At 59.5% G+C, this 24784-nt stretch carries 19 protein-coding genes and 4 pseudogenes; 9 read left to right on the top strand and 14 right to left on the bottom strand.

Annotated elements, in window-relative coordinates; translation table 11 throughout:
* Positions 1–142: 142 nt before the first annotated feature.
* The 4 genes from AC07X9_RS20630 to AC07X9_RS20615 all read right to left on the bottom strand — a co-directional run bounded on the left by AC07X9_RS20630 (position 143) and on the right by AC07X9_RS20615 (position 3661).
* Positions 143–700 carry an ABC-type transport auxiliary lipoprotein family protein gene (locus tag AC07X9_RS20630; protein WP_235955281.1) on the bottom strand — a complete coding sequence of 186 codons (558 nt, stop codon included), beginning with the start codon at positions 698–700 and terminating at the stop codon, positions 143–145.
* A 137-nt stretch (positions 701–837) separates the two neighbouring features.
* A complete protein-coding gene (locus AC07X9_RS20625) occupies positions 838–1767 on the bottom strand; it encodes an MlaD family protein (RefSeq protein ID WP_024020666.1) in 930 nt (309 codons plus the stop codon).
* A complete protein-coding gene (locus tag AC07X9_RS20620; RefSeq protein WP_031309820.1) occupies positions 1767–2543 on the bottom strand; it encodes an ABC transporter ATP-binding protein in 777 nt (258 codons plus the stop codon). Before AC07X9_RS20620 ends, AC07X9_RS20625 begins: the two co-directional genes overlap by 1 nt.
* A gap of 8 nt (positions 2544–2551) precedes the next feature.
* Positions 2552–3661: an ABC transporter permease gene (locus AC07X9_RS20615; protein WP_495197989.1), complete on the bottom strand. Its 1110-nt coding sequence runs from the start codon at positions 3659–3661 to the stop codon at positions 2552–2554.
* Between the two features lie 222 nt (positions 3662–3883).
* On the opposite strand from AC07X9_RS20615, the gene AC07X9_RS20610 reads away from it, so the two are divergent.
* The 5 genes from AC07X9_RS20610 to AC07X9_RS20590 all read left to right on the top strand — a co-directional run bounded on the left by AC07X9_RS20610 (position 3884) and on the right by AC07X9_RS20590 (position 9008).
* Entirely contained in the window at positions 3884–4378 is a 495-nt protein-coding gene (locus AC07X9_RS20610; protein WP_086486019.1) for a MarR family winged helix-turn-helix transcriptional regulator, read from the top strand.
* Positions 4368–5984: an ABC1 kinase family protein gene (locus AC07X9_RS20605; RefSeq protein WP_254908111.1), complete on the top strand. Its 1617-nt coding sequence runs from the start codon at positions 4368–4370 to the stop codon at positions 5982–5984. Before AC07X9_RS20610 ends, AC07X9_RS20605 begins: the two co-directional genes overlap by 11 nt.
* A 70-nt stretch (positions 5985–6054) precedes the next feature.
* A complete protein-coding gene (locus tag AC07X9_RS20600; protein ID WP_086486020.1) occupies positions 6055–6996 on the top strand; it encodes an MlaD family protein in 942 nt (313 codons plus the stop codon).
* Positions 6997–7211: 215 nt separating this feature from the next.
* The gene (locus AC07X9_RS20595; protein ID WP_495197998.1) at positions 7212–8084 is read left to right on the top strand and encodes an alpha/beta fold hydrolase; all 873 of its coding nucleotides are present in this window, start codon (positions 7212–7214) and stop codon (positions 8082–8084) included.
* A 159-nt stretch (positions 8085–8243) separates the two neighbouring features.
* A complete protein-coding gene (locus tag AC07X9_RS20590) occupies positions 8244–9008 on the top strand; it encodes a class I SAM-dependent methyltransferase (RefSeq protein ID WP_130754661.1) in 765 nt (254 codons plus the stop codon).
* 48 nt (positions 9009–9056) lie between these two features.
* Here AC07X9_RS20590 and AC07X9_RS20585 read toward each other — a convergent pair.
* Together AC07X9_RS20585 and AC07X9_RS20580 are read right to left on the bottom strand one after the other, a co-directional pair.
* Positions 9057–9260 (bottom strand): annotated as a pseudogene (locus AC07X9_RS20585) (transposase domain-containing protein); the annotation flags it as partial.
* Positions 9261–9288: 28 nt separating this feature from the next.
* Positions 9289–9651, bottom strand: a pseudogene (locus AC07X9_RS20580) (integrase core domain-containing protein); the annotation flags it as partial.
* 153 nt (positions 9652–9804) lie between these two features.
* Here AC07X9_RS20580 and AC07X9_RS20575 point away from each other — a divergent pair.
* A pseudogene (locus tag AC07X9_RS20575) lies at positions 9805–11098 on the top strand (IS110 family RNA-guided transposase).
* 232 nt (positions 11099–11330) lie between these two features.
* Here AC07X9_RS20575 and istA (AC07X9_RS20570) read toward each other — a convergent pair.
* Positions 11331–12281, bottom strand: a pseudogene (gene istA, locus AC07X9_RS20570) (IS21 family transposase); the annotation flags it as partial.
* Positions 12282–12508: 227 nt separating this feature from the next.
* Positions 12509–12631 carry a hypothetical protein gene (locus tag AC07X9_RS20565; protein WP_019054272.1) on the bottom strand — a complete coding sequence of 41 codons (123 nt, stop codon included), beginning with the start codon at positions 12629–12631 and terminating at the stop codon, positions 12509–12511.
* Here AC07X9_RS20565 and istA (AC07X9_RS20560) point away from each other — a divergent pair.
* A complete protein-coding gene (istA, locus tag AC07X9_RS20560; protein WP_026149933.1) occupies positions 12605–14107 on the top strand; it encodes an IS21 family transposase in 1503 nt (500 codons plus the stop codon). The genes AC07X9_RS20565 and istA (AC07X9_RS20560) overlap by 27 nt on opposite strands.
* Entirely contained in the window at positions 14104–14949 is an 846-nt protein-coding gene (gene istB, locus AC07X9_RS20555) for an IS21-like element helper ATPase IstB (protein ID WP_019054274.1), read from the top strand. Before istA (AC07X9_RS20560) ends, istB begins: the two co-directional genes overlap by 4 nt.
* A 483-nt stretch (positions 14950–15432) precedes the next feature.
* Here the strand turns inward: istB and AC07X9_RS20550 are convergent, their stop codons facing one another.
* The 5 genes from AC07X9_RS20550 to AC07X9_RS20530 all read right to left on the bottom strand — a co-directional run bounded on the left by AC07X9_RS20550 (position 15433) and on the right by AC07X9_RS20530 (position 22638).
* Entirely contained in the window at positions 15433–16671 is a 1239-nt protein-coding gene (locus tag AC07X9_RS20550) for a site-specific integrase (RefSeq protein WP_086486022.1), read from the bottom strand.
* A gap of 166 nt (positions 16672–16837) precedes the next feature.
* Complete coding sequence (locus tag AC07X9_RS20545; protein WP_254908112.1) at positions 16838–17377, bottom strand: lytic transglycosylase domain-containing protein; 540 nt, start codon at positions 17375–17377, stop codon at positions 16838–16840.
* Entirely contained in the window at positions 17349–20312 is a 2964-nt protein-coding gene (gene mobF, locus AC07X9_RS20540) for a MobF family relaxase (RefSeq protein WP_086486023.1), read from the bottom strand. The genes AC07X9_RS20545 and mobF overlap by 29 nt, the downstream gene beginning before the upstream one ends.
* On the bottom strand, positions 20309–22339 hold the full coding sequence (locus AC07X9_RS20535; protein ID WP_086486024.1) for a type IV secretion system DNA-binding domain-containing protein: 2031 nt from the start codon (positions 22337–22339) through the stop codon (positions 20309–20311). The genes mobF and AC07X9_RS20535 overlap by 4 nt, the downstream gene beginning before the upstream one ends.
* Positions 22336–22638, bottom strand: a complete 303-nt coding sequence (locus AC07X9_RS20530; RefSeq protein ID WP_043150418.1) for a hypothetical protein — start codon at positions 22636–22638, stop codon at positions 22336–22338. The genes AC07X9_RS20535 and AC07X9_RS20530 overlap by 4 nt, the downstream gene beginning before the upstream one ends.
* A 488-nt stretch (positions 22639–23126) precedes the next feature.
* Between AC07X9_RS20530 and AC07X9_RS20525 the strand changes: the two genes are divergently transcribed.
* Positions 23127–23522, top strand: coding sequence for a hypothetical protein (locus tag AC07X9_RS20525; protein ID WP_489009528.1), 396 nt, complete (start codon positions 23127–23129; stop codon positions 23520–23522).
* Between the two features lie 54 nt (positions 23523–23576).
* On the opposite strand, the gene AC07X9_RS20520 is transcribed toward AC07X9_RS20525, so the two are convergent.
* The gene (locus tag AC07X9_RS20520) at positions 23577–24575 is read right to left on the bottom strand and encodes a DUF2493 domain-containing protein (RefSeq protein WP_043150416.1); all 999 of its coding nucleotides are present in this window, start codon (positions 24573–24575) and stop codon (positions 23577–23579) included.
* Between the last annotated feature and the right edge of the window lie 209 nt (positions 24576–24784).

The following is a 24784-nucleotide window of genomic DNA, read 5'->3' as shown; positions in this document are numbered from 1 at the left end:
TCTTGCTTACTCTGGCTCCGATCGGGTCAGCCCTTCAGATAAAAACAAAAACTCGTAGATACCTACGAAGCTATCTGGCGCATGGCGATTTTGTACATGCTTTCGCGCCCTAAGATTGTAGAGATCGGCGACAAGTTCATGATCAATTTATCCCCTGCTTGCGTTCCATTCGATCCTTCGATGTATCAAGCGCGCGCTCCGTGGAATGCTTCCGCGCTGCTTGCGCGGACCAATCCGTCAATTCTGTGGTTGAGCGAGCTACTGCACGATCGAAAGCGGCGACTATCCCGCTCGTGGTATTTGCGGACGCTGGCTCCTGCACCAAGAAGCGCTTGGCCTCAACGGGACGACGATCAGTAAGGTCAAACAGGGTTGCATCGCCTTCGATAATGACAGTGGGCGGTGCTTTTTCACCCCCATCTAGGGCATACCGTGCTTCGAATCGCTCGATATCAATCTGCAGCGCATGCGATGCCCCGGTGGCATTTCTGACGCCCGTCAGGCGCACGTCAGGTGCCCGCGCCGCATATTGACGCATCAGCGCCTGGGTGAAAAGATCGGGGACCGGCGCCACCCAACGAACCCCCTTAAGGTAGAGCGCACGTTCCCCCCGCGTGGTGAGCATGCGATCGCCCTCTACCTCCTGCGAGAACCGGGGGCGAAGCAGAGATACAGAGCGAGTCGGGAGCGCACCCTGCATCCCGGTGACGGACGTGGGCTCAACCACGCCAAACCTGAAAAGGTCAGCGCGCTCGCCGCCGCCTAGCAGGTTTCCACAGCTACCCAGCAGCAAGGCGCTCGACAGAAGTGCAAAAGTCCGATTCCTGGTTGATAATGTCACTTAGGCAACTCCAGTTCAGCACCCCGGCTTTTGGCCAGAGCTTCGCGGGGACTTTGTCGGATCCCGCGAATTAGCCCGTCCAGCGATTCAGCTGTTTCTTGCAAGGTCAGCATGGTCGCATTGATATTAGGGATCGTGGTCGTACCGATATCGGCGCTTTGCGTGTCGAGTTTGGCGATCACGCCGCGAGCCTCATGAACTGCCGATTTGAGTTCGTTTGCCGCCTGGGAGATATCGGCGAAGGCGCGCTTGCCATCGCCATCGGCAATCTGCCGAACGGCCGAGGCCGCGCCCTGAATATCGTCAGCCGCCCGATCCAGTTTGGCGAGCGCGGAACCGGCATGGGCGAACATGGTCCGATTGGCCGCCAGTTCCGCCGTAGTCATTCGGACATCGCGAATGGCACCGCCGATGTTGGCGATATTACGATCCGAAAGGACCTTGTTCACACGGCTCAGTGCCTCGGTCGCGCTTGCCACCACCTGTCCTCCGCCTTGCAGCAATGAAGACATAGCGTTGGGCTTGCTGGCGATGACAGGCCGCTTACCGTGATCATTGGTCTTGAGCAGCGGCTTGCTCGGCGTGCCCGCGCTGATTTGCACGATGCTGACCCCTGAGATGCCCTGACTTTCAGAGGATGCGACCGAATCTTCGCGCACCGGTGTCCCGCGCGTCAGTTCGATATCCGTGATCACACGGTTGGGGTCGCGCTGGTCGAGGCGGATTCCGCCGATTTCCCCGACCTTGATGCCGTTGAACTGCACTTCGCCTCCAACGCTTAAACCTCTGACTGGCCCATGAAACACGATCTGGTAAGAATCACTTCCTTTGGCCGAACCGCCGAGCCAGACCACAAAAACAAGCGTGGCGATAAGCAACGCGATGGAGGCGGCGCCTACCAGAGCATAGTTGGCATGGCGTTCCATCAGCTTTCTTTCTCTTTTTTCGCGGCACGGCCGCGCGGTCCCAGAAGATAGCTCCGGATCCACGGGTGATCTGACCGTTCAAGTTCTTTGATCGTTGCAACAGCGGCGATTTTCTTGTCAGCGACAACCGCAACGCGGTCGCAAATCGCGTACAGAGTATCGAGGTCGTGGGTTATTATGAACACGGTGAAGCCAAGAGCATCCCGCAATGTTCTGATAAGATCATCGAATTCGGCTGCAGCAATTGGATCGAGGCCGGCAGTCGGCTCGTCGAGAAAGAGGATATCAGGATCCAGCGCGATTGCGCGGGCTACCCCCGCGCGCTTGCGCATTCCGCCAGATAGCTCGGCAGGCTTCAAGCAGCCTGCATCTTCCGGCAAACCAGCAAGCTTGATCTTCAGCCTTGCAAGATCGTGCACATACTCACGTGTAAGTTTCGTATGTTCCAGAAGTGGCGCCTCGACATTTTCTTGTACGGTGAGAAAGGAGAATAATGCGCCTTGCTGGAACATCACCCCAATCCGACGCTCGACTTCACTGTGCGCTTGCGGATCGCGGATGTCCTGCCCGAATATCTCGACGGATCCGCCATCGGGCTGCTTGAGGCCCAGGATGGTGTTGAGCAGCACCGACTTACCGGAACCCGATCCGCCAACCACACCCAATATCTCACCGCGCTTGACCTCAAGGCCGAGATCCTCATGGATGACCTTGTCGCCAAAAGCCGTGCGCAGGCCTTTGACGCGAATGGGCACGTCTTCGGCATCGGTTTCCACAAGCGCCCTCACAGATCGAGCGCCATGAAGATAACCGCGAAAATCGCATCGAACATAATGACCATGAAGATTGACTGGACGACCGCGGACGTCACATTTTGACCAAGGCTTTGGACGTCGCCGCCGACCATAAGGCCATGCCGACAGCCCGCAGCAGCGATGATCAGAGCCAGAAACGGCGCTTTGCACATGCCTATCCAGAAATGCTTAATGTCCACCGTTTCGAGCGTACGCTGGATGAAGAAGACCGGGCTGATATCAATCGTCACCCAACTGACCAAGAGTCCGCCAGCAAGACCGCCGATATCCGCGCAGAAGGTCATAAGAGGCATCATGAGAAGCGCGGCTAAGATGCGCGGGATTACCAGCGCATCGAAGCGGTCCACGCCCATAACCTGCATCGCATCGGTTTCCTGGTTCATCCGCATCGAACCGATCTGAGCGGCAAAGGAAGATGCGGAACGTCCAGACAGAAGGATGGCAGTGATCACCACGCCGAACTCGCGCAGGATGGCCACGCCCACCAACTGGATCGTGAACACCTCAACGCCAAGCGTTGTCAAAAGGTTGGTGCCAACGAGCGCAATGACCGCGCCGATGAAGAAGGTCATGATAAAAACTATCGGAAGCCCATTAATGCCCGCGTCCTGCATGAACGCGACAAGCGGCGTCATGCGCAGTCGGCGAGGATCGCCAAGGGTACGGCCGAGCGCCACAATAAGCTGCCCAGTGAACACCAGCATCTGGTAGGCGTCATCGGCGATCCCGACTAACTGACGGCCGAAGCGCTCGAAAAATCCCAGAACACCAGTGACGCCAGCCTTACCGGCCGTATCTGATTCAAGGGCAGGTCGAACAAGGTCTATCAGCCTTTGCAAATCCTCTCTTTCGCCAAAGTCTATATCGGCGTCTGGAGCCATGGACCGCAAAAGCAGGAGGGCACCGGCAGTGTCGATCCGCCCCAGAGCAGAAAGATCGAGACGCTGCACGACTAGACTCCTGGCCGCCTGGGCACCCAGGCGCCCTTCCGCATCGCCCAAAGCAAGCGAAGTCCAGTCACCGCTCACATGCAGAGTCGGGCCGCCACCCTCGTCAATATGCCAATCTGCCGCGATCATCGCACTAGCAGCATGGGAATTGAGCAGCGGACGATTTCGGCTCCTGCTGGCATCAACGCCACGCAGCGCATATCTTGAACCTTGGCATGGTCAAGCATTGGGGTCTCACGATGATGATCGAGCAATGGCACGCCATGGGCCAAGAGGTGCCAGCTTCGTCGCAGTCATAACTTTATCCTCTCCCCTTGCCATGCCATCGAAGATTGAGCAAGGACATAACATATGGAACCTCAGGAAGTTCATTTGCGCGCACTCGCGACGGCCTTTGGCTGGACCTGGTACAGAATGCGGCGGCTGATCGACACGCACCTTGCGTCCCAAGGTGCATCGATGGCCCGTCTTAAGCTGCTGGTATATCTCGCCGAGCAACCCAGCCGCTCAACCGATATTGCAAGCTTCTTCGATCAGGCCCCGCGCACGGTAACCCAGGCGATTGACTGGTTGGAGCAGAATGATCTGGTCACGCGCTCGCCCGTTGAAGAGGACCGTCGTGTAAAGCTCGTGGAAATCACGGACGCAGGCAGGGCGATGCTGGAGCAGGCCCTGCCACTCTACGATGGCATTGTGGCGAAGACCTTCGGCAGCTTGACCGCGGAAGAACTGGAAGCATTGGATAGGGCGATCCTTCACCTCGACAAGGTCGTGGATCAACTCGAAACGCAAGCTGGCTTCCGCCAAGGTCGCGTCCCCACGCTCAAGGCACATAATGATGGCTGATCCTCATTTGATGGACGGGCCTGAAGCGGTCGCATTGAAGGAGCGGGAGCGGTTCGCACAAATCCTGCTTCTGTTCGGGCGACACGGCCTCAAGGGAATGGCCTCCCGGCTAGGTCTCAGACTGGGTGGTGAGGAACCATTTGATAGCGCTCGACCAGAAGCAGTCGTTGCGCTGCTGCAAGATATCGGTCCTGCAGCGGTCAAGTTCGGGCAGATTCTTGCAATGCGAAGTGATCTGCTGGAGCCCGATTGGATCGATGCGCTTTCGAAACTTCAGGACCGGGTTCCGCCGCTGCCGTTCGCCACCGTGCGACCACTTATCGAAGAGGCGATCGGCGGAACTGTGGAAAGCTATTTCGCCTCCTTTGAAGACGAAGCGATTGCGGCCGGCTCGATCGCTCAGGTCCATGCAGCAACGCTGCTCGACGGCCGGGACGTTATCGTCAAGGTCCGTCGTCCCGGGATCGAGCGGATTGTCGACGCCGACCTTCGGCTGCTGCGCCGCGTCGCCCGGATCGCAGAGCGCCGCATCCCCGAGATCGCGCGACTAAAGCCGGACGAACTGCTGCGCCACTTCGCTGAAAGTATCGATCGGGAAATGGACCTTGGCGCGGAAGCTCGCGCCAGCGATACGATCGGAGAGTATCTCAAAGCTTTCGGCGTGCGAACGGCTCGCTTTGACTGGGAGTTGTCCGGCAGGCGTGTCAACATACAGGAGCGGTTTCGAGGCGTTCCGGCAAGCAATCTGGAGGCGGCGCGGCAAAGCGACCTTGATCTCATTAGCCTCGCCAGCACCTATGCGCAGGCGATCCTCCACATGATCGTCATCAATGGTCATTTCCACGCCGATCCCCACCCCGGCAACGTCTTTTTCCTGGAGGACGGAACGCTGGGGCTTATCGACTTCGGAGCGGTGGGGACGCTTCTGCCACGACGCCGGGAAGAATTGGTACGGCTTGGCCTGGCGATCGCGGCGGAGGACACAGGCGGGGTCGTCGATATTCTGCTGCTTTGGGCGGGCGACCCTGATGTTGACCGTGTCAGGCTGGAAGAGGCCCTGGCCGAACTGATCAACCGTTTCAGCAATGTTCTGCTCGAGCAAATTGACCTTACCGACATTTTCCAAATCGTCTTTGCGATACTGCGCGACTTTCATCTCGCGCTCCCGCCCGATCTGGCACTGGTGCTCCGGACGCTGCTCACGGCAGAGGGATTTGTCCGGCGCATCGATCCGACATTCGACATCACTCGAGAACTGGCTCCGCTGGCAAAGGAACTGATGCGCGAGCGAACGAGTCCGGCGCGATTGCGTGGCGAAGCGGGCAAGCTGTTTGCAGCGCTTGGAAGAGCCGCCTTGTCAACGCCGAGCCTGGTGGGACAGATCGAGAGAGTTGCGCGTACCGGATCGATCACCGTCAGTATCGCACCCAGGGATCTTGAACGATTGCGCGGCGATGAGCGCAACAGCAGAGCCACTCCCCAGCTCTACCCCGCAGCATTGGGAATATGTGCTGCAATCCTTTTCGCCTCGGAACCGATCATCGCCGGGCTGCTGTCGGTGCTTTCCATTGCCCTGGCAATTGGCGAACGAGTGAAGCGGCGGTGATCACGTTCCAAATCTCGCGAAAATTAAAAGCTCATTTGTCGCGCTACCGGCTCCAGGATTTCTAGGTCACATGGAAACGCGTTCGAACTGGTTGAAGGTGAGCCTTGTTGTCGGCCTGCTCATAACCGCCGTCATTGGGTTCACCCTGTGGCTCATCCAGTCACGTGAGGCTGACGGGGCCACGTATGAGGTGCAGTTTAAACAATCGGTCGACGGCGTTCAAATCGGATCGGGCGTCAACCTTCTTGGTGTTCCCGTTGGGAAAGTAACCCAGGTCCGGCTCCAACCTTCAAATCCGGATACGGTCGTGGTCCGGTTCGTCCTTACCAAGGACATCTTACTCCATCGCGGCGTGACAGCGTCGGTCGATAAATCATTCTTCGATGGATCGGCAGAGATAAGCCTGGCGGGAAGCAACAAGCGTGAACCGGCACTTACAGTTCAAGCGGGACAGCCATTCCCGCTTGTACCAGTGAAGACCGGCGGCCTCCTCAGCGGCGACCTCAATCCAGGCGAGATGATCGCCAAGATATCGTCAGGTGCCGATAGCATCGCAAAGAAGCTGGACCCTGCCGGTCAGCGATCCATCGAGGAACGTCTTGGCCAACTCGCGCTGCGCTCGCGGAACTGGAAAAGCGATGTCAGTCAAATCGCGGGGGAGGCCCTGCAGGAAGACAGGATCCATTCTCTAGGGAATGTAATGGCTCGGGCGGGAGACGACGCGGAGAGGCTTCGCCTGAGGCTCGAGGCATCGCCGGGCGGTCTTCGCGACAGCCTCGGCCGGCCCTTGCATGATGCCGAAGGCAAGGCCCGGTCTCTGGGCCTATCCATTGCACACGCACGGCCCCGGATCAGGCAATTGGAAGGGGATGCGCAACAAATCGCCGAAACCGCCCGCTCCGTTCGCGAACCAGTTCGACGCGTGGGCGATGCGGCCAAGAAGATTGACCGGGAAGGCTTGGGATCTCCCAAACTACCTGACTACCGGCCCACGACTGAGGAACGGAAATAGATGATCGCGATCGACCGCTCAGGAACGGACCAACCCTCGTCTTCATGCACAGGCGCGCAATCAGCTTCTGTGAAGCACGAACTCAGGACGATAGAACAACCCTCTCAATTCTTCGCGCGTGTGTGGATGCAACGTCCTGAAGTGGCGCAAAGGCAAAGCCAAAAATGGACTAAGGGGTTTATCTTCAATCGGGCCTGCAGGATCGAGACTGGTGGATGACCGGGAAGAATTGCAAAATCGATGGAGCCGCTGGTATCAGCCTGGCTGCTGAAGTGAAGGGCGAATGCAGGGCGATGCCCGTCTTGCTTGCCCACGGGGCGGGTCAGACTCGCCGCGCCTGGAAGCGGGTAGTGCAAGATCTGGTCGAGGCGGGGTTTCGCGCTATCGCTATAGACATGCGTGGGCATGGCGATAGCGACTGGTCGAGCGCAGGTGCGTATGACGTGCGCGACTTTGCGGCCGATCTCGTCGCGGTAGCATCAGGAATGGATCGCAAACCGGCTCTGGTAGGCGCCTCCCTCGGCGGCCTTGCCGGAATGATAGCCGAAGGAGACCTCGCCCCAGGCAGCTTCGCATCGCTCACTCTTGTAGATATAGCCCCGCGTATCGAGCCGGGCGGCGTGATGCGGGTGGTCAGCTTCATGCAAGAACATGTCGAGACTGGCTTTTCGTCTCCGGAAGAAGCTGCACAAGTCATTGCGCGCTACATGCCACATCGTCGCAAGCGCAGAGCGGGTGGTGGCCTACGGCACTATCTCCGGCAGAAAGAGGATGGCCGCTATTACTGGCACTGGGATCCAGCATTTATTCGCAATATGGTGGCTGCACATTGCAGCGACACCGCGCATCAGGAGCAGCAAGTCAATATATTATACAAGGCTGCCGCTAATTTGACGCTACCGCTGCATCTGATCAGGGGCGGATCCAGTGATCTTGTCTCGGAAGGCGCTGTCGAACATCTGCGCGAACTGGCACCGCATGCTGAATATACCGACATTATCGATGCCACGCATATGGTCGCAGGCGATGCAAACGACGCCTTTTCTGCCGCAATTCTCGGCTTTTTAGGGCGCCAGTCCAGCTCCTAGAGGGACGAGCATGGGAGAAGAGATTTGCTCCTGATCATCGAGGGTCGGACGACTTGCTGTGCAGAGCGCCATACATTGGTGGGTTTGCCTAAGATGACACTCGGTAACTGGCTGCTGCCTCGCTCACTGGACTGCTATCCATAACGAAGGTGACGAAAGTTGACGACCAGAAATCTGACCGGCATGCTGGCCAAAAAGATGCCGCGGGAAACAGGCACCGCGCGCACAAAGGGCGAAACCCTGTTCCAGCTATTCTTTGCGCTCATCCAATGGCCTTGGCTGTTGAAAAGCCTTTATGGGGGAAACAAAGCTGAAAAAAATGCTGTTCTTGAGCGTATAAACCTTGAACAGGACGCCTTGCCTCATCTTGGCAGCTGGAAAGCAGATACTTACCTTCTTCACAGGATTGTTGATGAGATTGAAGTCCGACAACCGAAAAATGTTGTGGAACTAGGTTCCGGAGTAACTTCGCTGGTTATCGCCAAAGCATTGTCGCTTCACGGTGGCGGGCATTTATACAGCTACGATCAGTATGAACCGTTCGTTGAGCAGATGGGCATTTGGCTCGCTGAGCACCACCTGTCGGCAAGTTTCAGCCATGCTCCGCTGAACTTTCGGGACCAGGCCTGGCCTGGATTATGGTATGCCTTGCACGACCTTCCACAGACAATTGATCTGCTTGTCATAGATGGACCGCCTTGGTCAATTCATCCCTTTACCCGAGGAATGGCGGAACGCCTTTTCGAACGTATCGCACCGGGAGGCCTTATCATGCTCGATGATGCAGCAAGACCGGGAGAAAGATACGTGGCGCGACGCTGGAGGAAAACCTGGAGAGACTTCGAGTTCAAGTTCGAAGGCACGGGCGCCAAAGGCTTGCTAACGGGACGGAGGATCGACAGATCGGATAATCGCCAAAAGTGACGCTGTAATGCATTAGCGACTTCCGTTGCTGATTCGTAAGCGGTGTTTTCAGCCCACGTCGATCCAGGGCATGAGTTTGTCGACGGCATTGGCCTGATGACCTGCGGCGAGGCGCGAGAGCGTAGCCGTCAACCAGTCGTGCGGGTTGATGGCGTTGAGTTTGCAGCATTCGATGAGCGTGGCGATCACCGCCCAGTTATCGCCGCCTTCGTCCGATCCGGCGAACAGGGCATTCTTGCGGTTCAAGGTGACGTGACCCCCTGGTTTCCACCAGCACGGATTAGAGCCCTTCAGCTTTGTTGCGCATGAGCGCGGGTTGAGCAATGGCCTGCGCAGCGGAGCCCGTAGGGCGTAGCGAAGCAGGCCATTGCTTATCCAGTTCAGCGGCGAACGCCGCTGGGGTCTCGTATCCCAGGGATGAGTGCGGCCTCTCCTGGTTGTAATCCTGAGCCCAGGCGGCGATCACCACGCGGGCATGGTCCAGGCTGAGGAACAGCGTCTCGTTGAGCAGCTCGTCGCGCATGCGGCCGTTGAAGCTCTCGACGTAGCCGTTCTGCATCGGCTTGCCCGGCGCGATGTAGTGCCACTCGACCCCGATCTGTCCGCACCAGGCGAGGACCGCGTTCGAGGTCAGCTCGGTGCCGTAGTAAATTGGGAAGCAGGTTCTGGAATGGTCCGGTTGCCTTGATGGAGACAAGAGCGCGTAGCGCCCGCCGGCTTCATCAAGGCGGTCATGATCGCCCAGCAGGTCTCTAAAGTGAGGTTGTCGAGACGACACTTTGGAGGCTGACCAACCATGACCAAGCTCTCTTCTACACCCGCAGGCGCCGTGCTCGTAGCGATCGATATGGCCAAAAACCGCCAGGAGGTGCTCATCGAGCGCCCTGAAGGAGGACGGCGCAGGCGCATGACGGTGCTCGCGACCAAGGCGGACTATGATGGCTTAGCCGAGCAGCTCGCCGCCATTGGCAGGCCCATCGTGGTCGGCTTTGAGGCGACCGGCAATTACCACCGGACCCTTGCGCATCGCTTGCTCACTGCAGGGTTCGAGCTGCGGCTCATCTCCTCGGTTGCTTTGGCGCGCACGCGAGAGGCGTTGCACAATGGCTGGGATAAGAATGATCCCAAAGACGCGCAGGTCATCCTCCACATGCTACGGATCGGTGCCACCCAACGCTACGTCGACCCACTTGCCGCCGGGATCAACGATCTGCAGGAACTGTCCAAGACCCACGAGGTCGTGTCTAGGATGAAGACGCAAACCTGGCATCGCATCTTGACCCACTACCTTCCGCTGTATTTTCCCGAGATCGCGCGCTTTGCCGGCAACAGCCGGTCGGATTGGTTCCTGGCGATGATCGAGCGGTTCCCGACCCCGACGAGCATCACCTCGCTTGATCGGGAGGCCTTCTCGGCCGAGGTATGGCCCCTGATCGGGCGCAAGGTCTCCAAGGCGCGGCTGATCAACGATGTGTATGAGACAGCGTGTGCTTCTACCGCGTTACCAGTGCCAGAGGACTCTACGGCGATCACCATGTTCCGTATGGTCATTGCGCAGGGACGAAGTCTCATCCAGCAGCGCGACGAGATCGAGCGGCTTGCCCATCTCAGGCTCGCCGATGACGTTGACTACCAGCTGCTGCGCAAGATTCCCGGCATCGGTCCGATCAATGCACTGACGATCCTGGCAGAGGCAGGCGATCTTCGCCGCTTCAGCCATCATCGCCAATTTCTTAAGTTCTGCGGCCTCGATCTCGCGACCTGCCAATCAGGCACGTTTCGCGGTCGCACGAAGCTATCCAAGTACGGCAACGCACGATTGCGCCGGACCTTCTGGATGGCCGCCCAAGTCGCCGCGCGCCAGCGCGACAACAGCTTCCGCGACAAGCTCGGACGATATACCGCCGGGCACGCGGACGATGCCGATCGTCGCCGAAAGGCGATGACGGCGCTCACCGCCAAGATGGCGCGCGTGGCTCACGCGGTCGTCAAGACGGGGACAGAGTACCGACCGTTCGTCGAACGGTCGGATGCCAGGTGGAAGGACCCCTCTCTGCAAGTGCCGTGAGGGCGCGAAAGCGACCCTGTAGATAATGTTCGGGCCTTCCACCTGGGTGCGTATCTCGTTCTAAGGACGGTGAGGACCACGGCCGCTTCGGCGCCGCTGGATCCTGTGTTTGCTATGGCAGAGAGCGATCCCGTTGACGGTGGAAGCCACTTGGCTCAGAATGCATGCAGCGCCGACCGTAGTTGGCGCAAAGAGACCTGCTGGCCGAATCTCCCTATTGCTTCCCGACCCAGGACGTTGTCGCTGACGATCATCGACGAGACCCGCGCCGCCCGCTTCTCGCACGGCTCCAGTGGTACCGCCGGCAGTGAGCGTAGCGCTGCCAGGTCAGCAGCCATCCGCTCGCCAATCGTCTCCACGTGACGGCCAGCACGCTCGGTCTGGCGAGACCGGCAGCGGCCGGCGAGCATGGCGTTCAACTCGTCGAAGCTCGCCGCCACCGGTATCGGCACCATAAAGTTGGCGCGCGAGAACTTCACCAGTCCCTCGACCTTTCCCTTGTCGTTGCCCTTGCCAGGCCGGCCAAAGCGGTCGCGGAACAGATAATGGCTGCACAGCTCAGTGAAGGCACGCGTGCGCTCGCGCTTCCCCTCGCCGCAGATCTTCGCCACGGCGATCGTCGTATTGTCGTACAGGATCGAGCACGGCACGCCGCCGAAGAAGGCGAACGCCGACACATGACCATCAAGGAACGCCTCGGTCGTCTCGCGCGGATAGGCCTTCACGAAGCACGCGTCCGATTGCGGCAGATCCATGCACAGGAAGTGGATCTTCTGGCGCACACCGCCGATCACTCCGATCGCCTCGCCAAAGTCCACCTGTGCATGGCCCGGCGGGTGAGACAGCGGCACGAACGTCTCGCGGCCCCGCGCCCGGCACAGCCGGACATAATCCTTCACCACAGTATAGCCGCCGGCAAAGCCGTGCTCGTCGCGCAGTCGCTCGAAGATCCGCTTGGCCGTATGACGCTGCTTCACCGGCGCCGTCCGATCTGCTTCCACAATGGCATCGATGACCGGCAACAGCGGCCCAAGCTTCGGCTTCTCTGCTGGCTTGGTCCGCGTGTAGCCCGGCGGCAGCGAGAAACGGCACATCTTGGCGACCGTATCTCGGCTCAGTCCGAACACCCGTGCAGCCTCACGGCGACTGTGACCCTCTACAAACACGAAGCGCCGAACGGCGGCATAGCTCTCCACGGCAAACATCCCTGGCCGACCCCAAAGCGATCAGCCTAACCACTGGCCGGATTTTACTCCGCCACGCTCAGCATAACGCCAGCGTTCCTGTGGCCGGTTTTGTCACCGCCCTGCACAATATTGCGCGCAGCCGGCGATTGTGGCGTGCCGCGCGACAATCAGGATGAGAGAGCAGCGTCAATCAAGATGAGAATCGCCACCTGCTGATGCGGCGTAGGGCGTAGCCCGGAGCCGGATCAGCAGGTGGCGATGTCGCCCTTTCCGGGGCGTTTCTGATGGTTGCGGCCGGTCAGGTATTCAAAGGCATAACTTCGCGAGAGGGGATGTCGTTCATGCCGGGCCGCCACGTCAACGATCATCAGATGAGGCTCTACATGAAGCTCCGACATACCCATGCCGTTCCGATCGCCGCCGCCAAGGCCAGTATCAGCACGGCGACCGCATATCGCATCGAGGGAGATCCTCGGCTTCCCTCGCAAAGGCAGGTCCAGCGAGAGCGGCGACGCCCGGACCCGTTAGCCGGGATCTTCGACGAGGATGTGGTCCCCATGCTCCAGGCTGCGCCTGGTTTGCGGTCAGTGGCAATTTTCGAGGAGATATGTCGCCGTCACCCTGAGCTTGATGGGCGCATTCGGCGCACATTGGAGCGAAGGATCCGAACATGGCGGGCGATCCATGGTCCCGAGCAGGAAGTGATCTTCCGGCAGGTGCATGAGCCGGGACGGCTTGGCCTCTCGGACTTCACCGAGATGAACGATGAGCACGTAACGATCGTCGGCGTGCCGCTCGATCATCGCCTCTACCATTTTCGGCTGATATGGTCGGGCTTCGAACACGTCCATGTCATTCTGGGCGGCGAGAGCTATGTCGCGCTTGCAGAAGGGTTGCAAAACGCCCTGTGGGCCGTCGGCGGTGCCCCGGTTGAGCATCGCAGCGATAGCCTGTCGGCCGCGTTTCGCAACCTGGACGCTGATGCCCGGCAAGATCTGACGCTGCGATATGACGCGCTGTGCGAACATTATGGCATGACGCCGACGCGCAACAACCGCGGCGTTGCCCATGAGAATGGCGGGATCGAGAGCCCGCACGGGCATTTGAAGGCAGCAATAAAGGACGCGCTGCTGATGCGTGGTTCGCGAGACTTCGATGATCTGGCGAGTTACCGGCACTTCATCGACGAAGTCGTCAGCCGCAAGAACCGGCGCAACGGCCCACGCATAGACGCCGAGCGTGCGATATTGCAGCCCCTGCCTGGCGCGCGCACCAGCGATTATGAGGAGACGATCGTCACGGTCACCTCGACCAGCAGCTTCACGCTTCGTAAGGTGTTCTATACCGTGCCCTCACGGCTGATCGGGCATCGGCTGCGCGTTCGGCTTTACGATGATCGCCTCGATCTGTTCATCGGCGGCACTCACCTCATGACATTGCCGCGGGGGCGGTCGTTCAATAACGGCTCCCACGGCCATGTGGTCGATTATCGGCACGTCATCCATAGCCTGCGGCGCAAACCCATGGCGCTCCTGAAGTTGGTCTATCGTGACCAGCTCTTCCCAAGGGAGCCTTATCGTCAGACCTTCGACCGGCTCATCGCCGCGTTGCCCGAACGGATCGCTTGTCGGCAGATGGTAGAACTGTTGGCAATGGCGCACGAAAGGGCCTGCGAAGCCGAACTCGCGGAACTGCTGGCAGCCGACGTCGCTGCTAACCGTCTCCCCGACATGGATGCCTTGCGAATACGCTTCGCTCCCGATCCGGCGGCACTTCCCGACGTGGTGGTGGAACTGGTCCCCCTTGTCACCTATGATGTTCTCCTGGCGGGAGAAGCCGCATGAGCCGGAACGCACCCGCTATCGACGCCCAGCGTCTGAGCCTCATCCTCAACGACCTGCGCCTGCCAGCAATCAAACTGATCTGGCCCGACTTTACCACGCGGGCAGACAAGGAAGGCTGGCCTGGGGCCCGCCTGCTTGCGGCGCTCGCTGAGCATGAGATCGCAGAACGGGACCGACGCCGGATCGAAAGGCATCTGGGCGAAGCCCGCCTGCCACCTGGCAAGACTCTCGACAGCTTCGCCTTCGATGCAGTGCCAATGATCTCCCGCGCCCGGGTGACGGCGCTGTGTTCTGGTGATGGCTGGCTCGAAAAAGGCGCCAACCTCATCTTCTTTGGTCCACCGGGTGGGGGTAAAACCCATCTGGCAGCCGCAATCGGCCTTGCGTTGATCGAAAATGGCTGGCGCGTCCTGTTTACCCGCACTTCCGACCTGGTCCAGAAACTTCAGGTTGCCCGCCGTGAACTGGCGCTCGAAGCCGCGATAGCCAAACTCGACAAATATCATCTGCTGATCCTCGATGACCTCGCATATGTGACCAAGGATCAGGCTGAAACGTCCGTCCTGTTCGAGTTGATCAGCGCACGGTACGAACGGCGTTCCACGCTCATCACCGCCAACCAGCCTTTTGGTGAATGGAACCGGGTCTTCCCCGATCCCGCCATGACGCTCGCCGCCGTAGATCGCCTCGTTCACCACGCGACAATCTTCGAGATGAATGTCGAGAGCTACCGCCGCCGCTCGGCGATCCAGCGACAATCACGCGCTGGTCGGCCACCGACCTTCGCGACAATCAAGTCCAACGAGGAAATGTCGCGCAGCGACAATCAAACCTGCGAGTAGCGCTTGCCAGCGTCAATCAAAGCAGGCACCACTTGAAAACCGCGACGATCAGTTCTCATCCTGATTGACGGAAACTTCTCATCCAGATCGCCGCGCCATATGTGGCGCATTGCGCAGCCAGGATACGGTTGTCTTCCCGCAGCCATTGTGACCGAATAGGTAGTTGATCTTTTTAAGGTTGGTGAGCTTCTCACCTGCGGCTGGATATGTCGCCTCGCCAGCAATCCCAATTGAAGTCAGCACTCCGCCCCCACGAGATAGTAATTCCCTGAACCGATCTAGCCGCCGGCGCGCCGTGCTTCCAGCCGTATTGCTCAGCTGGATCCGTTCTCGCACTAACGAGTTCTTCCCAAAGGTTCGGCACATCTACGGTCAGACCCTCTGTCCATCGGCATCGTTTGCTTCAGACAGAAGCAGCCATTCAAGCCGTGAGTCAGGAACGGCGGAAGTGTCCCAGCTTTCGTTCGATCTCGGCGCTGACGGCTAAGCAATTTTCGCCATGAGGCGACCTGCAGCGCCATGCTCAGCGGCGAGGTTGCGGTTGTAGGCGAGCGGCATCCGCGGCGATTTCCACCGGAGCGCATCCATAATGCCGGCCAAGTCCTCGCCACTCGCGAACAGATCCTGGTTCAGCCCAATCCGTGTCGAATGCGCGCTGATCCCTTTTAGCAATCTGGCCAAATCCTCTGCGGTCAGATCGGGCAGCGCGCCGCGATCGAACGCCCGCTGGATGATCGACCGAAAGATCGGCCCGATCGAGCCCGGGTGCAGCGCGACGGTGCCGATGTCATATTCGACGCGCGCCTTCACCGCCGGCTTGGATAGCGTCTTGCGCAGATCCCACGTTTCCCTGCCTGATATACTGTCGATCGGCCGCCCCCGCACGGTGGCGCGGGCCTTGTACCGCCGCACCTGCACCCGTCGGAACAGCGGCCCCACCGTGATCTCAGCCGCCTCGGTCCAGGCCACAATCGCTCCCACGGTGCGCGGGCTGAGGTAGGCGGTTGCCCCCTCTCCGTCCTGGTCGCCCTTGCTCCGCAGGATCTGCAGCAACCGTGCCTCGGGATCGATCGCCTCCTCGATATGCTCGACGGCTACCGCCACGAGTTCGGAGGCTCGCAGGCCGGTGTCATAGGCCGCCGACAGCAATGCACGATCGCGAAGGCCCGGCAGATCGTCTTCGCAGCTCTCGAGCAGCGCGCGGATGTTGAGCCCACGCGCCTTGTCGCGCTCGACGTCGCGCACCGGCCCTTTGAACCGCAGCGGCCGCGCCTGCTTCTGCGCCGCCCCCTTCTCGCGGCGCACAGCCTGCAGACGCAGCTTGACCAAAGGTGCCGACGTCGGATCCTTGAGGTCGAGCAATTGGTGGATCTTGGCGATCGACGCCTTGTAGCGCGCGAGCGAAGCAGGCCGGCTCCCCTTCCCTGCCCGCACATCGAGATAATCGGCCACAGTCTCGGCTGTGGCCGGCAACGCGATGCGGTTGGTGCGCCGACACCAGGCGTCGAACGCCTCGGCGTCGGATTTGAGCGCGCGGATGCTGTGGGGCGACGAGGCGGCCTGATAAGCCGCGATCAGCGCCTCGTTGACGATAACACGCTCGCCGGCGCGCATCTGCACGATTGTCCATGCAAGGTCGGCCGGTGATCTGAGGACCGGCATGAACGCCTCCGGCGTCGCCACAGAGGTTTTCTGCCCTTCCTGGGCGGTTTCAGTGCCCATGATGCCCTGCGCTCCTCAGCCGCGCCTATACGCACCTTATAGAGAGCGGTCAATTCCGCTTCTATGATAACTGCAATTATCGAGTGTCCAGTCTTAGTTTCTTCTATCCACTTTTCAAATAATTACGGAGGCTCGTTCTCTGATTTAGTTGCAGCTTGGTATATTTTCATTCGAATAAATCCGAACCAAATCTTTTAATCAGTTTTTCCGCGACATTCGCCCGATAGCGCTGCTGACGCAGCTTTGTCGGACTATGGTAGGCGCCAACAGCCTGCCAGTAATCACCCGTCACAGCGAGCCCAGATAGAAATATCCAACGTGCGGCCCGCACATTAAAACACGCATCGTGGATCAACCAATGGCGCACATCCGACCCGCGATGGCGGAGGATTCTGGAAATCCGTCCCACCCACCAACTATTGACCTGCATCGGTCCCAAATCATAGCTGCCGTCTGTAGTCAAAATCTCGGCACCAATCCACCCACCTTCCTGGTCGCGCAGTCCCCACAGCGTCCTTTCGAGCCATTCGTGTCCCGCCGCTGCCTGCCGAATACATTGTTCGATCTTCGCTTCGTGCGAAGCAGAGAGTATTGATTTGGCTTGTGCGGGCGCAGTTTGCGTCAGCATCAACATTGCGAGCAACGTGACCCCAATACGGCAAACGCTGGTTGCCCATTCAACGATCATGACCACCTCGATGATCACGCGATTGGGGTGGCGTATTAACATCAGATTGTCGTGACGCTGCTTGATCGATACTCTGCCGATGTTGGTTGTCGGACTTGGTCAGCAATGACGTCAGCCACCGATCAACCATCTGTGCAACCGACTGTGCGCGGCCGGCAAGGCTCGTCGCCAGACTGCCAGGCATCGGCTGTGATCGCCTCTCTCGCTCATCAAATGTCCGCATTTTGCGCGCTTCCCGATTCGCCTGCTGTAGCAACCGCAACTCGTCCCAGCGTTGCTCATGTCTGACTGCCCTGCCCTTCACGCTGTCCTTGTCGAGCCGACCAAGCCCTTCGAGCGCAGAGGTCTTGGTGCCAGAATTGCGTTCAAGCTTTTCGATCAGGCGATCCGCACTCTCCGTCCAAAGCTTCACCCCAAAGCGCGCGCGGGTGATGGCCGTGTAATAATTCTTACCAGTGACCAGCGACGAACCTACCGGAGCGAGCACATAGACACGATCATAGGTTTTTGACTGTGCGGAATAGACCGTTTCCGCATATCCATGGTCCCAGTTCTTGTGTCGTGTGAGGTCAATTTCCTGACGTCTGCCGTCACGATCCCATAATATCGTCGCGGTTCGATCTGTCAGCTTTTCTACGGTTCCCCGGTCAGCATTTCGGATACCGAGCGCATGATCGACGAGACGCCACTGGATCCGATCGCCTTTGGCCAGATCACGATGCTCCTCATTGAAGATATTGACCTTTGACGTCCGACCCAAGCGTGGATCCCACAGTATTGTGCGGTCGTTTTCATCGGAAAGGCGGACCCGCTGTCGCCCTGTCTCGTCCTTGGCAATTCCAGCGACCCGATATTCCCTGTCCTGGGCGACACCAAGACCAATATCGTCGCGCGAGAAAAGCACGATCTGCCCGCGCGTGTAGAAGCGGGGGAAACGCTTTTCCTGATCCGTCATCCCGGAAGGCGTCAGAACGGAAAACCCGGTATCTTGTCCGGCGAGCGCTCCTTCGGCCTTCAACGCTTCGCGAATTTTGTCGTTGAGGATGAGACGGGTGGCATTTTCCAGCACCAATATGTTGGTCTTGGTGCGGCTCTTGGCACCGAGGCGCGTCCACTCTCCTACAAGCGCTTGCGCCAGATTTTCGGCGGTATCGCCACTTACCACTTTGTCGAGCGATGCCAGCGAAGCCCCATAATTCTCAAGCCGGGCCTGCGTCACTGCGACCTTCATAGGGCGTGTTTCCTGCCGAACCGATGCGGTCAGTTCTGCCTTGGGCAGCCCCAAGCGCTGCATGAGCCAGAAAGGCTTACCCTGCTCGATCGCACCGGTCTGCATATTATCGCCGAGCAGAATCAGGCGCGCGCCGGTCTTGCGACTGATCTCCAGCACCCGCATCGCCTGGCGGTTGCCAAGCTGTCCGGCCTCGTCAAGAATCAGGACATGGCTGTCATCGACATTGCGGCCACCACCCGCGATCAGGCTGGCCACGGTCCGCGATTCTATTCCCGCGCTGTAACCCAGATTGGCGGCGGCCGAGGAGGTGGGTGCCAGCGCGATCAGGGTCGTTTCAGGCCCGGCGGCTGCGTTCAATACCCTGACCAGCGTCGATTTGCCCGCGCCCGCAACGCCATGGACACCGACCACGCGGTCAACCGTCGTGCCGATCATCACCAACGCCGCAGCCTGCTCGGCGTTGAGGCCATTTTCGCCAGCCAGATTTTGAAGTTTCTTGCCGGTGGCGATTGGCTTTGCATCATTGAGCGCGAGCGCGAGTTGATCCGAGAGCGCCAGTTCAAGCCGCGCGGTTCGACGCGAAGTGCGCCCGCGCGTGTGGATTTCGTCGCCAGTTGGCTGGCGGGTTTCAAGCAGCCTGGCTCTGGCTTCATGCCCCTGCGCGAGGGGGCGGATGTCTTCCAACCGTACTTCGCCGACATGGGAGGCAAGGCTGATACGCAACAGCTTGCCCAGATTATTGACCGCCTCGCGCCCCTCCGCCTGGCGCAGGCCAAAGAGCATGGCGCGCGCAGCGGTGGCGGGTTCGATACCAAGGCGGCGCTCCCCCTTCTGCTCGGCCGCCTCCTGTACGCCTTCGATAGCATCTTGGTGGACACCCAGGCGTGCTGACCAACGGCCGTGCAGCGCGTCCAGGGCAAGTTTTTCCTTGGGACCGCGCGTCTGGTAAAAGGACATACGTCGGGCCGCCTGGCCCGCCAGCCCATTTTCTCTCGCATGCGCCTCGATCTGCTCCGCGCGCTGGGACATATGTTTGATGAGTTCTTTGGGTACGTCACCAATCTCGAACAGTCCCTTGCGCGGATCATAGTCGATTCCATAGCCAAGTTCTTTAAGCCGATGGGCCAGATCGTTGCGATAAACCTGCCCTGCAACCATCTGTTCTGAAAACATCGCCCGGGTTTCGAGGCTGGACATGGGCGTTCCGTCCCCCCGATTTGTCATGTTCATGATCACGACATGGGTATGGAGGTGGGGGTCCAGTTCGCGCGAGGCATGTTCGGTAAACCGAGCATAGATCAGACGCCCGGTGGTTTCATGAGTGATGTTGCCATCGACCCGGTGACGCAGCGTCGCATGTTCCTCCAGATAGGATAGCGCCACGCTCACCGCTTTTTCATGCGCGGCAATGACCCGTTCGTCACCAGCAACGAGCGCCATGATCGACACCGATTTTGGCGCATTCACTGCAAAGTCCCATCCTGGATGATGCTGGATCTTGCTTTCGCCGCGGCGGCGCCCCAGCTTCTGCTCATCGACCTTCCCATCAAGCAAAGCCTGGAAGGTCGAGGGATCGACCTTACCGTTCAGTCCAAGCTCCGCAGCGATGGCGCCACCCCATTGCGAATGTTCGTCGGCACCTTTGGTGTAATAATCACCCACCATATAATAGCGGGTGAGATTGGTCGGTGTGCCCTTCAAGCGACGAGGATGGATCATGCCGGCGTCGCCCTGTTGCGAGCACCATCATGACGCGCATGCTGGGAAAGGCGGAAGCCCGCGGGCTTGCCAAAAAGCTCCAACGGCGGTGGTACAGGTGGCGCTTGGCTTTCACCATCATTCCTGCTCGGCATAACGGCATTTGGTGCGGGCGCATCTACCCCGCCAAAACCGGCTTCTTGTTCAGGCGGAATTTCGGCGGTCGCGTGGGATGACGATGAAGTCTTGCGACGGGTCAGCCTGGCCCCGCGTTTCGATGCAGTGTTTGTCGGTGCCCCTTCCCCATCCAACTGCGGTGACAGGCGGACAGGCGGGGCAATCCGCTCTGCAAACGCGACAGCAATTGAGGGCAACTTATTATAGCTGTCGATAAAGCGCACAACCGGAAGACTGCGACCAAAACGCAGATAGCCGACGAGATTGGGAAGGTTGGTAACCTCGGTATGCATGACCAACGGCCGGGTCACTTGCATGCGCGACAGATTTACCCCATCGCGCATATCGTTGACGCCGTAGGACATGCCCTCATTGGCTTCGACCTGTTCAACCTGTCCCAGATTTTCGCTGACATGCCTTGCGGTCGGGGTGTCGTTGGCGCGCAGCGCTACCCAGGTCGAGCAATAGCCGGTGATGGCTGCTGCATCCTGAATACCATAGGTGGCTTCAAGCTGCGGATAGCTCTGAAACCCCAATATACCACATCCGCCATATTTGCGGGCGCGGGCCAGAAAGTCGGAGAGCGAGGGCAGTTTCTGGAGTGATGGCAGTTCATCGATCACACAGTAAAGACGCCGATCCTGGTCCGGCTCCAGGCTCATGATGGCGCTGATCGCGATGTCCAGCCAGACCGTTATCAGCGGACGAAGCGAGGGCAACTGGTCAGCCTTTACGGTAATGAATAGCCAGCTATCATCCTTTTCATTGGCGACCCAATCGCGGATCGACAGGCCATCATCTGTATCATCCAGATAGGAGAAGCTGCGCATGACCGAAGCGAGTTCCGCCTGGATGCCCGCTGAGGTTCGTTCCCCTTCAATGGAAATAAAGGCCGACGCATCGGTTCCGGCGGCAAAAGCGGCCAGTTCCTTGAGCTTGGACCGAAGCAGGGTGTCCAGCAGGATCGAAACCAGGGTCCGTTCCTGCCGCGCCAACTTGCGCATGACGGCGACCAGCGTGCCGCGCGCCGCTTTCGCCCAGAAGGGATCGCCGGTCTTGTCGGGGATGGTCGATTCCGCAATCTGGTCATAATGATAGTCGCGCGGCACATCGACCCAGGGGGCCCAGGCATCAGCGCGGGCATCGAGCGGGTTGAGGAGGATGTCGGTGCCTGGCCGGTAGAATTTCTCCACAAACGTACCCGCAGTGTCATATATGATAGCCCGGCGCTTCGTCTTGCGTACCCCGTCGAGCATCTTGATGATGAGGTTGGTCTTGCCTGTGCCAGGCGCGCCGCAGATGAGGATATGCTCTGGCTCGAATGCGTGAGGCACGGGAACGCCGCCGATGGCGAGGCTGCCGCGCTTCTGCCAGCGCAACGCCCGGCGTATCTGCCGCACGGTTCCAAAGCGCGCACCGCGCAGGAACTGGTTCGACCCGAGCCCCCTGCCCATGCGGGTAAAATAGAACCAGGCCCAGAACAGCATAGCGAGGGCAAATAGGCCCGAAAGCGCCGCCCCGTGCAGGAGATAGGTTTCGAAAGCGACAAGCGTCTTATGGGCAATGCCGGATTCCAGTATATCTCTGGGCGTCGTCCAATATTCGCGGCCAGCGGGTGTCTTGAACAATATGGGCGTGACGTTGCCAGGGATGGTATCGCCCATCACCATTGCCTGGCCGAGCTTCATCAGAACGAAGCGTTCATAGTCGGATGACTTCTCCAGCGCATACCAGATGATGCCGCCAACCCAGATAATGACACTGGCAAGAAAGGTCTGGTAGAAGACCTGCGTGGTCATGCGGACATTGTGGACGATCGCCTGTCCGCCACGCGTCCAGGACCCCAATGTATCATGCCGGAAAATGCTCATGGCCGATCCTGCTCAGGATCGAGCAGCCCCCTTTCCTTGAGCAGGCGTCGGGCATCGGCCAGCCCGGCTGCCAATATGTCGGGCGTGCGCGTGCCAATGGACTTGGCGAGAATCGCCAGGGTCTGAATGGCGGTCGCGTGCAGCTCATCCAGACGGGCATGATAGCCCGATGGATCATCCCCCTCAAAGCGGTGCAGAATATCACGAAGATAGGCAGACGGAGTGCTGCCACTGTTATGGGCCTGATCGACCAGTCGGTCGAACAGGGCGTCATCGAGACGGATCGTTATTCGGGCCATGCGCAGATCCTGTTTCTGCGCCGACGGGTAGTGAAGCTCGGGCCTTATAGCAGATTCGTCGCTTGATCTCAATGCCATAGAGAAATGTTCAGTGTCTGCCACGTCGGACAAATGATGACATGGGCGATCAAAGACTTAGCATAGATCGACTGATCGGGCGTCATACAGGTATGACGATCAGTGACAAACTGTCCGACCGGTGTGACGGGCATAAGCTACGGAAATTAGGGCGTTTCGCGTTCGCAGCATCCGTGCGTACGGTGCATTACAAAACGGCCTCGTGCCGTGCGTCCTTCCTTCGCAGCGCGCTTGCCACTGCGCTGCCTCGTGCCGGAAGGCGCGGGGCTCCCCGCAGGGGTTTTTGTTCTTTTCTGCGGCACATCGCGCCACAGGCAAACGCACCCCAGCTGCAACATTTCCATTGCGATCATGATGCACTCCATCGATAAGAAACAGGTGGCGGGCAGGCCATCTGAAAGGAAGATGCCATGCCCAGAATGACCGAACGCGAACGCCTCGCTGACCTTGAAGCGCGACAGAGGAAAGTTGCGCAGGAGATCGGCCAGACCCGCCGCGCATTGCGCGGCAAATATGCCGCTATCGTCTCCGAACTGCCGATCGAATTTTTGACCGAACGCGAATTGCGCGACATTCTCACCCACGCGATTCGCGCTGGTGGCACAGCTTCTGTCGCTACGCTCAAGGCCCTGCCGCCCGCCACAATCGCACATAACCAACAACCCGACCCGCGCCCGCAGGGCGTCCCTGCGACGAGCACGGCGGAGCCGCGCGCAGGAGCCGGGGTCGCTCAAAGGGCGACACCGCATCGCTCCGCGACGGACCCCTTGCGGGTCCCTGAGCGGGGCGACATATCCCGACGGTAAAAAACAGGAGGACCGGTCCGACAAACCCGAACCGATCCTCCTCACCCCTTCCCGTCAGGCCGCGCTGTGACGCTGCCCTGCTGAGCCGCTCCGCTGATCTGCAAGCCGGAAGAAGTGCGCGGGCACGCCTTTTGCGCGGACCAATCGTGCCAGATGGGACTGAAGCCCTGAGCCTTCGCACACCACCGCCTCGACCGGCTGCAGTGACAGGAGTTGCTCATTGCGGGCGAACCCGGCCCTTTGTCCCAGCTTGCGGTTGAGGGTGAACGCAATGAGTGGTGTACCGCTGCGTGCCGCCCAGGATGCCGCGATCGCATCGCATCCCTTGTCCTGCGCGCTCGTCGCCAGCACCATTGTCGGAATGCGCTGGCGTATCGCATCAAGGGTCGTAGTGATCTGGTCATGATCCTCCCAGGCTTGCCCACCGGAGAATATGACGATCGGTCCCTTTGGGGAATGGCTTGCGGCCTTTTTCTCCCTGCGAGCGGCCAGGAAGTCCTGGGCGGCAACCACCGAGGCTGTGCGCTTGCTCGACACCAGCGATCCCCGCGGTGAAGACCAGGGTCGCCCGGTTTCGTTATGATAACTTCCTGCGGCATGGTCGCGCATGCAAGCCACCGCATCGCGCGCTTGGTCGAGGGACTGGCAGATAGTTTGCGCTTCCTCCAGCTGCGCCATCAGCACCTCGCTGCCGTCGGCATCGCGGATCAGATCCCGGACCTTGAGCGCTGCCTTGTCCGCCTCGCCATCGAGCTGTCCTGCAACCTTGTGGAAGCTGTGCACGATCCCCCAGGCGATCCGCCCAGCCATGCTTTCAAGCCTTGTGTCTCGCAGGACGTCAAACAGGGTACAGATCATCAGTTCGGTCGCCTGCTGCACCTGCCAGGGATCGGGCATCCCGGCATCGCTCTCCTCTTCTACATGCCCCATGCGGAAACCGTCGATCGTCTCGGTAAAAGCCTGGCTGAAGCGGTCGGACACCTGCCCTGTTTCGAGCGCCAGCAGGTCGGCAATTTCGGGGAAAGAACGGATGGTACGGAAAATCCTTGTCATGAAAACCTCCTCTTTACAGTTTGAGATTTTCTCTTCGGCACGGGCTCCGAGCACCGGGGTCAAGGATCGGGCGTAGCCCGACCGCGCAGCGGCGGTGGGGGTCACGATTTTTTCTGGCGGCCACTCAGGCTGGATCTACAGACACAGGTCAGACCCGCCGGAAAAAATGGTGGGGCCCCGCCGTCCTTGAGGCCGGTGCTGACCCCGTG

It is taken from the genome of Sphingobium sp. GW456-12-10-14-TSB1, assembly GCF_059424385.1.
Note: the sequence above shows the minus strand (reverse complement) of the source record. Positions and strands in the feature narration are given on the sequence as shown.

What these genes read in the sequence shown, in the direction of transcription:
- AC07X9_RS20600 (WP_086486020.1), top strand. Translation starts at nt 6,055, where the DNA reads ATGGAAACGCGTTCGAACTGGTTGAAGGTGAGCCTTGTTGTCGGCCTG.
- AC07X9_RS20615 (WP_495197989.1), bottom strand. Translation starts at nt 3,661, where the DNA reads ATGATCGCGGCAGATTGGCATATTGACGAGGGTGGCGGCCCGACTCTG.
- mobF (WP_086486023.1), bottom strand. Translation starts at nt 20,312, where the DNA reads ATGATCCATCCTCGTCGCTTGAAGGGCACACCGACCAATCTCACCCGC.
- AC07X9_RS20530 (WP_043150418.1), bottom strand. Translation starts at nt 22,638, where the DNA reads ATGGCCCGAATAACGATCCGTCTCGATGACGCCCTGTTCGACCGACTG.
- istA (WP_026149933.1), top strand. Translation starts at nt 12,605, where the DNA reads ATGCCGGGCCGCCACGTCAACGATCATCAGATGAGGCTCTACATGAAG.
- AC07X9_RS20525 (WP_489009528.1), top strand. Translation starts at nt 23,127, where the DNA reads ATGCCCAGAATGACCGAACGCGAACGCCTCGCTGACCTTGAAGCGCGA.
- AC07X9_RS20625 (WP_024020666.1), bottom strand. Translation starts at nt 1,767, where the DNA reads ATGGAACGCCATGCCAACTATGCTCTGGTAGGCGCCGCCTCCATCGCG.
- AC07X9_RS20610 (WP_086486019.1), top strand. Translation starts at nt 3,884, where the DNA reads ATGGAACCTCAGGAAGTTCATTTGCGCGCACTCGCGACGGCCTTTGGC.
- AC07X9_RS20595 (WP_495197998.1), top strand. Translation starts at nt 7,212, where the DNA reads ATGACCGGGAAGAATTGCAAAATCGATGGAGCCGCTGGTATCAGCCTG.
- istB (WP_019054274.1), top strand. Translation starts at nt 14,104, where the DNA reads ATGAGCCGGAACGCACCCGCTATCGACGCCCAGCGTCTGAGCCTCATC.
- AC07X9_RS20550 (WP_086486022.1), bottom strand. Translation starts at nt 16,671, where the DNA reads ATGGGCACTGAAACCGCCCAGGAAGGGCAGAAAACCTCTGTGGCGACG.
- AC07X9_RS20605 (WP_254908111.1), top strand. Translation starts at nt 4,368, where the DNA reads ATGATGGCTGATCCTCATTTGATGGACGGGCCTGAAGCGGTCGCATTG.
- AC07X9_RS20565 (WP_019054272.1), bottom strand. Translation starts at nt 12,631, where the DNA reads ATGATCGTTGACGTGGCGGCCCGGCATGAACGACATCCCCTCTCGCGA.
- AC07X9_RS20520 (WP_043150416.1), bottom strand. Translation starts at nt 24,575, where the DNA reads ATGACAAGGATTTTCCGTACCATCCGTTCTTTCCCCGAAATTGCCGAC.
- AC07X9_RS20535 (WP_086486024.1), bottom strand. Translation starts at nt 22,339, where the DNA reads ATGAGCATTTTCCGGCATGATACATTGGGGTCCTGGACGCGTGGCGGA.
- AC07X9_RS20630 (WP_235955281.1), bottom strand. Translation starts at nt 700, where the DNA reads ATGCAGGGTGCGCTCCCGACTCGCTCTGTATCTCTGCTTCGCCCCCGG.